This window comes from Corallococcus sp. 4LFB (assembly GCF_046520365.1).
GTDB lineage: Bacteria > Myxococcota > Myxococcia > Myxococcales > Myxococcaceae > Corallococcus > Corallococcus caeni.
In genome coordinates, this window is the sequence record NZ_JBKGHJ010000308.1 from 1 (window position 1) to 10554 (window position 10554).

Annotated in this window: 8 protein-coding genes; 3 read left to right on the plus strand and 5 right to left on the minus strand. The window is 71.7% G+C overall.

The window, feature by feature from the left end:
• Positions 1-463 (minus strand): BTAD domain-containing putative transcriptional regulator (locus ACLEQD_RS27715; RefSeq protein WP_410388036.1); only part of this gene is annotated, 463 nt, incomplete at its 3' end.
• Positions 464-788: 325 nt separating this feature from the next.
• On the opposite strand from ACLEQD_RS27715, the gene ACLEQD_RS27720 reads away from it, so the two are divergent.
• The gene (locus tag ACLEQD_RS27720) at positions 789-1115 is read left to right on the plus strand and encodes a pilus assembly protein N-terminal domain-containing protein (protein ID WP_410388038.1); all 327 of its coding nucleotides are present in this window, start codon (positions 789-791) and stop codon (positions 1113-1115) included.
• 31 nt (positions 1116-1146) lie between these two features.
• Here the strand turns inward: ACLEQD_RS27720 and ACLEQD_RS27725 are convergent, their stop codons facing one another.
• Complete coding sequence (locus tag ACLEQD_RS27725; protein ID WP_120529465.1) at positions 1147-1599, minus strand: PaaI family thioesterase; 453 nt, start codon at positions 1597-1599, stop codon at positions 1147-1149.
• Positions 1599-1994, minus strand: a complete 396-nt coding sequence (locus ACLEQD_RS27730) for a PaaI family thioesterase (protein WP_338269613.1) — start codon at positions 1992-1994, stop codon at positions 1599-1601. The genes ACLEQD_RS27725 and ACLEQD_RS27730 overlap by 1 nt, the downstream gene beginning before the upstream one ends.
• A 214-nt stretch (positions 1995-2208) precedes the next feature.
• Between ACLEQD_RS27730 and ACLEQD_RS27735 the strand changes: the two genes are divergently transcribed.
• Positions 2209-5646 (plus strand): amidohydrolase family protein, encoded by a 3438-nt coding sequence (locus ACLEQD_RS27735; RefSeq protein WP_410388040.1) that lies wholly within the window; start codon positions 2209-2211, stop codon positions 5644-5646.
• Between the two features lie 652 nt (positions 5647-6298).
• Complete coding sequence (locus tag ACLEQD_RS27740; RefSeq protein ID WP_410388042.1) at positions 6299-6523, plus strand: hypothetical protein; 225 nt, start codon at positions 6299-6301, stop codon at positions 6521-6523.
• A gap of 3 nt (positions 6524-6526) precedes the next feature.
• On the opposite strand, the gene ACLEQD_RS27745 is transcribed toward ACLEQD_RS27740, so the two are convergent.
• Entirely contained in the window at positions 6527-9937 is a 3411-nt protein-coding gene (locus tag ACLEQD_RS27745) for a PAS domain-containing protein (RefSeq protein WP_410388044.1), read from the minus strand.
• A gap of 90 nt (positions 9938-10027) precedes the next feature.
• A complete protein-coding gene (locus ACLEQD_RS27750; protein WP_410388046.1) occupies positions 10028-10363 on the minus strand; it encodes a hypothetical protein in 336 nt (111 codons plus the stop codon).
• Positions 10364-10554 lie beyond the last annotated feature (191 nt).

The following is a 10554-nucleotide window of genomic DNA, read 5'->3' on the forward strand; positions in this document are numbered from 1 at the left end:
CCTGCGCGGCGTTGAGCACGAAGGACGGCGGCGGAGGCGGCGGCGCGCTGCGCATCCGCCCGGGAGGCGGCGTCGGCGGCGGCAGCCGGTCGAAGCGGTAGAGCTGCTCGTCCTCCAGCTCCGTCGGCGTCATCGCGCCCTGGCCCAGCCGCACCACCTCCAGCTGCAGCGTCGGGTCCCGTGGATCCAGCTCCAGCGCGGCCTTCAGCGCACCCCTCGCGCGGGATTCGCAACCCAGTGACAACAGCACCTGCGCGGCTTCACGGTACGCGGCGATGGCCTGCTCCCGCTGGCCCGCGCGGCGGCAGGCCTCCGCCAGCCGGATGCGCACATTCGCGTCTCGCGGCAGCCGCCTTGCGAGCTGCGCGTACGTTTCCACGCACTGCGCATACCTCCCCCGCTGGTACAGCGCATGTGCGGCTTCCTTCAACTCCCGCAGCTTCATCGACTCGCGCTCGCTCATGGGGGTCTCCGCGTCGGTTGTCGCTCCCCAGAGCTAGCAGGCGACGTGCCGCGCTCCCGTGACGCGCGCTCGCGTTCACTGCCGCGCCCCCACCGCGACCCCGGACCGCAATCCCTGTCTTCCACCCGGCGGACTCAAAGGCAGCTCACCGTGCGCCCGTGCACGCTGTCCACCGCAGGACGCGGCAGGAACCCTGTAGAAATGGGAACCAAGCTGTAACAAAGACAGTGCGGCAATACCTGAAATCTCCGGAGACGTCGGATGCGCACGCATGGGACACTGGGGCGGTTCCGGATACCCCCGGAGACACCTGGAGGTCGCACCCATGGCTTCACGCTTCGTGGCCCTGACGTTGGGAACCCTGCTGCTGGGCGCCGGGCCCGCGTGGGCGAAGGAGCCCGCGGCCCGGACCTCGGAGCAGGAGGAGGCGCCGGCCGCGGACGAGACGCTCACCCTGAAGAAGGGCGCGAAGCAGGTGCTGACCGTGCCGGGCCTGAGCCGCGTGGCGCTGGGTGACCCGTCCGTCGCGGACGTGAAGACGACCGGAAAGGACGGCGTGGAGGTCTCCGCGCTGGCGGCGGGGAAGACCACCCTCATCGTGTGGGGCAGCGGCGGCAAGCGCCGCACGTACCGCATCGTGGTGGACGGCTAGCGTCCCCCGGACTCCTCACGGCTCCGGAGCCTCACGGCTCCGACAGCAGGAACAGCGCGTGCGAGCTGGCGATGGGCCGGGTCCGGTCGTCCTGCCAGGCCTCCACGCGCACGTTGGCCACGCGCCGCCCCTGCCGCGTGATGAACGCGCGCGCGAACGTGTCCTGCGCCTTGCCCGAGCGCAGGAAGTCCACGGTGGTGGAGATGACCTTGGGCACGCGCTCGGTGTCTGTCTTGAGCAGCAATTCGAAGATGGCGCTCGACTCCAGCAGCGCCCCCAGCGTGCCGCCGTGCAGCGCGGGCAGGAGGCTGTTGCCGATGAGGTGCGGCGCGTAGCGCATGCGGCAGAGCATCTCGCCGGCCAGGTTCTCCACGCCAATGCCCATGAAGCGCGTGTAGGGGATGGCGTCGGTGAGGCGCGGGTACTCGCGCGACTGGCGCACCTGGCGCACCAGGTCCGCGAGGGGAAGGGAAGGCGTGCTCATCAGTCCTCCACCCGCATGAAGGTGCCCTGCGACGACGCCACCGGCATCGCCGGGTCGCCCTGGTGCACCAGCGCGCGCACGAAGGCGACCAGGCGGGTGACCTTGTAGCACTCGGCGCGGGCGGTCAGCGGCAGGCCCGGACGCGCGGGGCGCAGGTAGTCGATTCTCAGGTCCAGCGTGACGATGGCCGCGAACGCGTCCAGCGCCGCCATCACCGCCGTGCCGCTCGCCGCGTCGATGAGCGTCGTCACCGCGCCGCCCGCCACCACGCCCGTCTCCGGGTTGCCGACGAGCACGTCCGCGTACGGCATCACCACCGTCGCGTCCGTGGCGCCCACCTCCTCCAGCCGCAGCGCGAGCGCGTGGTTGTGGGGCACCGCCTCGGTGAACAGCACGGCGAGCTTTTCACGCCGCCCCGCCGGGTCCGCGGGAAGACTGAAGTCCGACATAGGGCGGATGCAGTAGCAGATTCGGGCCGGGCCGGGGGAACGCGGTGCGGCACGCCGCGCCCAGGAACACGCCTGCCTGTCCGCGAGTTCACGGGCGACCTGCGGACCCGCGCATCCTGGCAGGATGCCGCGCCCCGCGTCTTCCCCGAGGACACTTCCGGTGAACCGACTCTTCTGCTCCCTCTGCTTCGCGCTGCTCGTCCCGGGCCTGCTCCTGGCGGCACAGCCCCTGCCCAAGCCCGCGAGCGCGCCCGCCCCCCAGGGGCAGGGCGAAGCGCCCCCGAAGGAACCGCCTCCGCCGCCCGCGCCCAGGGAGACCGCGCGCGAGGCCGCCCGGGCGAGCGAGGGTGACGGCGGCACCCTGGCCCCCGTCGCCGCGAAGGAGCCGCCGGACGCGAAGAAGGATGAATGGAGGGTGGACGCGCCCCCGGGCGTGGCCAGCACGCAGGTGCCCATCGACGTGCGCGAGGGCACGTGGATGAACGTGGACGTGAGCCCGCGCGGGGACGAGCTCCTCTTCGACCTGCTGGGGGACATCTACGCGCTGCCCATCGCGGGCGGCGAGGCGCGCGCGCTGACGTCCGGCGCGGCGTGGGACATGCAGCCGCGCTACAGCCCGGACGGGAAGTCCATCGCGTTCACCAGCGACCGGGGCGGCGGGGACAACGTCTGGGTGATGGACCGCGACGGCGGCAATCCCCGCGCGGTGACGCAGGAGAAGTTCCGGCTGCTCAACAGCCCCGCGTGGAGCCCGGACGGCCAGTTCCTGGTGGCGCGCAAGCACTTCACCGGCCGGCGCTCGCTGGGCGCGGGTGAGGTGTGGATGTTCCACCGCGCGGGCGGCGAGGGCGTGAAGCTCACCGAGCGCGCCAACGACCAGAAGGACCTGGGCGAGCCCGCGTTCTCCCCCGACGGCCGGTATGTCTACTTCAGCCAGGACGTCACGCCCGGGAAGTCCTTCGAGTACGACAAGGACCCCAACAAGGAGCTCTACGCCATCCAGCGGCTGGACCTGGAGACGAAGGAGGTGGAGCCCTTCGTCACCGGCCCCGGTGGTTCCATCCGGCCCACGCCGTCACCGGACGGCAAGCAGCTGGCGTTCGTGCGGCGCGTGCGCGGCAAGAGCGTGCTGTACGTGGCGGACGTGAGGTCCGGGGCGGAGCGGCCGCTGTATGACGGGCTCGACCGGGACATGCAGGAGACGTGGGCCATCCACGGCGTGTCGCCGGTGATGGCGTGGACGCCGGACAACAGGTCCCTGGTGTTCTGGGCGGGCGGGACGCTGCACCGCATCGCCGTGGCGACGAAGCAGGTGACGCCCATTCCCTTCCACGTGAAGGGCACGCGCACGGTGTTCGCGGCGGTGAAGGGCACCCGGCCGGTGGCGCCGGACCGCTTCGACGTGAAGATGCTGCGCTGGGTGCAGGTGTCACCGGATGGCAAGAGGCTGGTGTACCAGGCGCTGGGCAAGCTCTACGTGAAGGAGCTGCCGTCGGGGACGCCGCGCCGGCTGACGCGGCAGAACCAGCACCTGGAGTTCTACCCGTCGTTCTCCCGGGACGGGCGCTCCATCGTCTACACGACGTGGGACGACGACGCGCTGGGCGCGGTGCGCGTGGTGTCCGCGACGGGCGGCGAGGGCCGCGTGGTGACGGCGCAGCCGGGCTTCTACGTGGAGCCCGCGCTCAGCCCCGACGGCAAGTGGGTGGTGTACCGGACGACGGGCGACGGCTACCTGATGCCGGGCACGTGGAGCCGGGAGACGGGGCTGTTCGTGGTGCCGTCCACCGGCGGGCGCGTGGCGCGCAAGCTGACGCGGGACGGGGAGCAGCCGCACTTCGGCGCGAAGTCGGACCGCGTGTACTTCCTGCACGTGGAGTCCAAGGACGTGGAGGACGTGCGCACGCTCAAGAGCATTGGGCTGGACGGCGGTGAGCCGCGCACGCACCTGACCAGCGGGGGCGCGCTGGAGATGCGCGTGTCGCCGGACGACCGGTGGGTGGCCTTCCGCGAGGACTTCAACGCGTACGTGACGCCCTTCGTGCGCGGCGCGAAGGAGGCGCGGGTGGGGCCGGGCTCGAAGGCGATGCCGGTGACGCAGCTGAGCCGTGACGCGGGCGAATACCTGCACTGGTCCAGTCCGGGCGGGCGGCTGTCGCTGCACTGGGCGCTGGGACCGAAGCTCTACACGCGGGCGCTGAAGGACGCGTTCACGTTCATGGAAGGGGCGCCGAAGACGCTGCCGCCGCCGGAGGCGGACGGGGTGGACGTGGCGTTCTCCGCGAAGTCGGACGTGCCGGAGGGGACGCTGGCGCTGGTGGGCGGGCGGCTGGTCACGATGAAGGGCGAGCAGGTGGTGGAGCAGGGCGTGGTGGTGGTGAAGGGCAACCGCATCGTGGCGCTGGGCCCGGTGGGGAAGGTGGACGTGCCCGCGTCCGCGAAGATTGTCGACGTGAAGGGCAAGACGCTGATGCCGGGCCTGGTGGACGTGCACTGGCACGGGGCCATGGGCGTGGACGGGCTGATGCCGGAGCAGAGCTGGGTGCAGGCGGCGTCGCTGGCGTTCGGGGTGACGACGCTGCACGACCCGTCGAACCACTCGGAGACCATCTTCGCCGCGAGCGAGCTGGGCAAGGCGGGGATGCTGACGTCGCCGCGCATCTTCTCCACGGGCACCATCCTGTACGGCGCGGCGAGCGCGGACGCGCACGTGGAGATCGACACGCTGGACGACGCGCGCCGGCACCTGCGGCGGATGAAGGCGCTGGGGGCGTTCAGCGTGAAGAGCTACAACCAGCCCCGGCGCGACCAGCGGCAGAAGGTGCTCCAGGCGGCGCGCGAGCTGGACATGCTGGTGGTGCCCGAGGGCGGATCGCTGCTCCAGCACAACCTGACCATGGTGGTGGACGGGCACACGGGGCTGGAGCACTCGCTGCCGGTGGCGCGCATCTACGACGACGTGCGCCAGCTCTGGAAGGGCACGAAGGTGGACTACACGCCGACGCTGGGCGTGGCCTACGGCGGCCTCATGGGGGAGAACTACTGGTACCAGAAGACGAACGTCTGGGAGGACCCGCGCCTGTTGTCGTTCGTGCCCCGGCGCGTGGTGGACAGGCGTTCTCGGCGCCGCGTGATGATCCCGGACGAGGAGTTCAACCACCAGAACGTGGCGAGGGTGGCCAGGGAGCTGAACGACCTGGGCGTGAGCGTGCAACTGGGCGCGCACGGTCAGCGTGAAGGCCTGGCGGCGCACTGGGAGCTGGCGATGTTCGTGCAGGGCGGCATGTCACCGATGCAGGCCTTGCGCGCGGGCACGCTGAACGGCGCGCGGCACCTGGGCATGGACAAGGACCTGGGCTCGCTGGAGGTGGGGAAGCTGGCGGACCTGGTGGTGCTGGACAGGAACCCGCTGGAGGACATCTCCAACAGCCGCACGGTGCGCTACACGATGGTGAACGGGCGCCTGTACGACGCGAACACGCTGAACGAAGTGGGCACGCGGCAGCGCACCCGCGCGAAGTTCTACTTCGAGAAGGACGGCAACGAGGGCTGGAGCCCCCGGGCCACCACGCACGCCAACGAACAGGTATGCGATTAGGCCTCGTGCTGGTGATGTGTGGCGGACTCGCGGGCTGTGCAGGCAGCCCGCGACAGTTCCGCCAATCCCTGGGCCCCGGGCCCGGGCCGGGCTGCGTCAGCACGGTGGATTGCCAGTGCAAGAACGGCTCGGCGGCGGCGTGCGAGACGGTGGAGGCGATGAAGCCGCCCCGGCCCCGGAAGCCGAACCCGTTGCCTCCACCTGGGGCGGGGGAGGAAACGCGGAAGGAGGAAGCCGAACGTGTCCGGAAGTCCTGCACCGACGAATACGTTCGCTGTACGGATATGGGCGGAGACAGCAAGCCCGGACGCGTGAATGGGGAGAGTCGTTGTGACTCTTGCCGATCCTACTGCATGGCCAACGGTTTCTGGCCTGACGCTGTTTACACCTGGAACGGGATGCCGCTGCCATGTCCACGAAAATGAAAAAGGCGTTCCCGGATCCGTCTTATCGGGAGCCGGCCTGGAGTGCCTTCTGTGAAGAGGTATCGGAAGTGAGTGGCCTCGCGCCCAGGGACTGGCCCCGGTTCCGTGTGGGCCTCAAGCAGGTCGAGCGGCGCCATGAGGGACGGGTGCCGGCAGCTTCTCTTCAGCGATACATTGCCAAGACCGCTTTCTTCTGTGGGGCGCATTGGGGGCAGACACCCCGGGTCGTGCGGGGCGCGTTGCGCGAGCTGCTGCGGCATCCCCTGGAGACGATGATGTATTCCTATACGGCCGCGGAGTACTGGCAGTGGGCCTACAAGGTCTCCCCCGCGGACCTGCCCGCGGCGGAGGCCATGCTCGCGGAGGTCCGCGAGTACCTGCCGTCCCTGGACGACCACGAGCGCCGCAACACGGAAGGCCTGCTGGCCTTCCTGGAGCGTCAGCGCCGCTGAACCTCAGCGGTCCGTCGCGGCCACCTGGGCCAGGGCCTGCTGTAGCTGCGGCAGCGCGTAGGGCTTGGGCAGCACCACCACGCCCAGCCACTGCCGCGGATCCCCGTCCAGCGCCGCGCGGCCGTGGCCGGACGCGATGATGATGCGCATGGCGGGCTTGCGCAGCGCCACCTCGCGCGCCAGGTCCACGCCCGACATGCCCGGCAACGTCACGTCCGTGAAGAGCACGTCGAATGGCTCCGCCGCCAGCGCCACCCGCGCCTCCTCCGCGCTCGCCACCGGCATCACCGCGTGCCCCAGCAAGCCCAGGAGCTCGCTGGCGGACGCGCGGATGTCCTCGTCGTCCTCCACCAGCAGCACGTGCATCCGCCGCGCGGCCTCCTGCGCCGCCGCCGGAGCCTCCACGGCCCGCTCCGGCCACTGGAGCTTCGGCGTCAGCAGCCGCTGCTGCCGCGGGTCCAGCAGCGCCCGCACCTTGCGCGCCAGGTCCTCGCGCCGGTACGGCTTGGACAGGAGGTTCACGCCGGGGTCCAACCGGCCGCCGTGCACGATGGCGTTCTCCGTGTAGCCGGACGTGAAGAGCACCTCGATGTCCGGCTGCAGCGCCTTCGCCCGCCGCGCCAGCTCCGGGCTGCGCACCGGCCCCGGCATCACCACGTCCGTGAAGAGCAGGTCCACCGCCACGCCGCTCTGGAGGATGGACAGCGCGCTCTGCCCGTCCACCGCGCGCAGCACCCGGTAGCCCAGCTCCGTCAGCAGCTCCACCACCGTCGCGCGCACGTCCGCGTCGTCCTCCACCGCGAGGATGGTCTCCCGCCCGCCCTCCACCGGCCCCGTCACCACCTCCGTCACCGGCGCCTCCGGCTGGAAGGCGCGCGGCAGGTACACCTTCACCGTCGTGCCGTGCCCCAGCTCGCTGTAGAGCTGCACGTGCCCGCCGGACTGCTTCACGAAGCCGTACACCATGCTCAGCCCCAGCCCCGTGCCCCGGCCCTCCTGCTTCGTCGTGAAGAAGGGCTCGAACGCGCGCTCCAGCACCTCCGGCGTCATGCCGCCGCCCGTGTCCGACACCGCCAGCAGCACGTACGGCCCCGCCAGCACGTCCGGGTGCGCCTGCGCGTAGTGGTCGTCCAGCGACGCGTTGCTCAGCTCCAGCGTCAGCTTCCCGCTGCCCCGCATCGCGTCGCGCGCGTTGATGGCCAGGTTGAGGATGACGTTCTCCAACTGGTGCGGATCCGCCAGCGTGTTCCACAGCCCGCCGCTGATGACCGTCTCCACCTCCACGTCCTCGCCCAGCGCGCGGCGCAAGAGGTCGTCCATGCCCTGCACCAGCCGGCCCAGGCTCAGCGAGCGCGGCTCCAGCGGCTGCCGCCGCGAGAACGCCAGCAACTGCCCCGACAGCCGCGCCCCACGCTCCACCGCGCCCAGCGCCGAGCGCACCCGCTGCAGGCCCCGCTCGTTGCCCGCCACGTCGCGCTGGAGCAACTGGAGATTCCCGCCCACCACCTGGAGCAGGTTGTTGAAGTCGTGCGCCACGCCGCCCGTGAGCTTCCCCACCGCCTCCATCTTCTGCGCCTGCCGGAGCTGGTCCTCCGCCTGCCGCTGCTCGGTGACGTCGCGCCCGCTGGCGTACAGCACGCCGTCCTCCGGCACCGGCACCGCCGTCCAGGAGATGCGCCGGTAGCCGCCGTGCTTGCACCGGTAGGCGCTCTCGAAGTTCAGCGTGGGGTTTCCTCCCGCCAGGCGGGCCACCTCGCCGCGCGAGCGCGCGGAGTCCTCCGGGCGCTCCAGCCACTGCGACGTGCGCCCCAGCAGCTCCTCCTCCGTCCACCCCAGCATCCGCGTCCAGGCCGGGTTGACGCTGAGGAGCTTCCCCTCGTCCAGGCTCTCCACCACCAGCAGGTCCTGGGACACGTTCCACACGCGGTCCCGCTCTCGCGTGCGCTGCGCCACGCGCTGCTCCAGCGTCTCGTTGGCCTGCTTCAGCTCCGCCAGCGCCTTGAGCCGGGACACCGTCGCCCACACGCGGTCGGCCACGTTGCGCGTCAGCTCGATTTCATCCTCCGTCCACGGGCGCGGCCGCGCGTCGTGCAGGAACAGCACCGCCACGAACCGGCCGTGCTCCAGGAGCGGGATGTTGAACAGCGCCCGGATGCCCACCTGCTCCAGCGTGGCCGCGTGGGGCGCCGTGCGCGGGTCCTCCCGCACGTCCGGGATGGCCACCACCTCGCCCTTGCGCAGGTCGTCCAGGAACACGCCGTAGTCGTGGAAGCGGTGCACGCCCTCCACGCGCCCCACGTCCGGCGAGGCCACCCAGTTCGGGTGCATCAGCACCAGCCCATGCGTCGCGTCCACCGTGCCGTAGCCCGCGCGCGGCACGCCCATCAGCCGCCCCACCACCTCCATGGCCAGCTGCGCGGCGGTGTCCGGGGACGAGGCCTCGCGCAGCCGGTCCGCCATCTCCAGCATCGCCGCCTGCCGCAGCTCCGCCCGCTTGCGCGCGTCGATGTCCACCAGCACGCCCGGAAAGCGCAGCGGCGTGCCGTCCGGGGAGAGGACGCAGTGGCCGCTGGCCTCCACCCACGAGTACACGCCATCGGCGCGGCGCACGCGGTACTCGGCGCGGTACGAACCGCCTGCCTGGAGCGTGCGCGCGATGGCCGCCTGCACGCGGGGCCGGTCCTCCGGGTGCATGGACGCCATGAATTGCTCAATGGGCAGTCCCTCGCGCGCCTGCCGCGGGTCCAGCGAGAAGGAGTGCGCGAAGCGCTCGTCCGTGACGACGCGGTTGTCGGGCACGTCCCACACCCAGGTGCCAATCATCACCTCGGTGTTCAGCGCCAGCTGCAGGCGCTCGTTCGCCGAGCGCAGCGCCTCCTCGGCCTGCTGACGCTCGGTGATGTCCTGCGTGATGCCGATGAGCCGCGCCGGCTTGCCGGCCGCGTCGTACACGAGCGACGCGCGCCGGTGGATCCACCGCACCTCCCCGGTGTCCGGCCGGCGGATGCGGTAGTCCACCGACGGGGGAACCTGGCCCGCCGAGCGGGTGCTCGCGTTGGACACGCGGTGCCGGTCCTCCTCCAGCGCGAGCGCCTCGATGACCGTCGCGGGCAGGGTCTCCGTGGGCGGTATGCCGTACAGCCGGCAGAACTCCGGCGTCACCGTCAGCAGGTGGGTGGGGATGTCCAGCGTGAACACGCCGATGCCGCCCGCCTCCTGCGCCAGCCGCAGCTGTTCGCGCTTCACGCGCAGCCGCTCGTCGGCGCTCGGGTCCGGGGGCGTCGTCGTCTCCGGGACCGCGGCGGCGGGGAGGGTGCCGGCGCCGTCCTCCAGCCCCGCGGCGCGCAGGCGGAGCCGCAGACGTTCGACCTCGGCCCGCAGGGCCTGTTCGGTGTCGGAAGGGGGCGCGCTCATGAGCGGGGGACCGCGGGCCGGGGGGGCGACCAACGACCGTGGAACTGTCGCCCGGGTCCCCGGGGTGGGCAACGGAGAATTCCGGGGGATTCATTCCTCCGGAAGCGAAGCATCTCCCTCCGTGTCCGCGCCCGTCCGGGCCTGGATGAACGCCCGGATGTGCTTCACGAGCGCGTCGCGCCGCAGCGCGAGGAACGCCGCTCCGTCGCCTTGACGCAGGGCGGCCAGGGCGCCAGGGCCCAGGGCATGGCTGGGGAATACGACTGGCGGCGTCACGCCCGTGCGCACCAGCCCCAGCAGGGACCGCCCCGGCGCGAGCACCGGGTGGAAGACCTGGTTCGCTAGCGTGAGCAGCAGGTCGCTGACCGGTCCCGGCGGCGTCGAGCCGCCCGACAGCGGCGGCGGGAACAGGGGCAGGAACGCCACCGCGCCCTGGACCTCCAGCAGCGGGCCCGGCTCCAGAACGGCGCCGGTGAGCAGGTGCCGGGCTTCAGCGCCAGGAGCGCGTTGGCCTCCACCCGGTCCGCCACCGACGCGAGCCCGCCATGCCGGGCTGCGAATAGCGCTCCCAGCCGCGCGGCGGCGGCCCCACGCGGTGCAGCAGCGCGCGCACGAGG

Excerpts from the sequence above, each read along its gene's own strand:
- ACLEQD_RS27720 (WP_410388038.1), top strand. The coding sequence starts at position 789 with ATGGCTTCACGCTTCGTGGCCCTGACGTTGGGAACCCTGCTGCTGGGC.
- ACLEQD_RS27725 (WP_120529465.1), bottom strand. The coding sequence starts at position 1,599 with ATGAGCACGCCTTCCCTTCCCCTCGCGGACCTGGTGCGCCAGGTGCGC.
- ACLEQD_RS27745 (WP_410388044.1), bottom strand. The coding sequence starts at position 9,937 with ATGAGCGCGCCCCCTTCCGACACCGAACAGGCCCTGCGGGCCGAGGTC.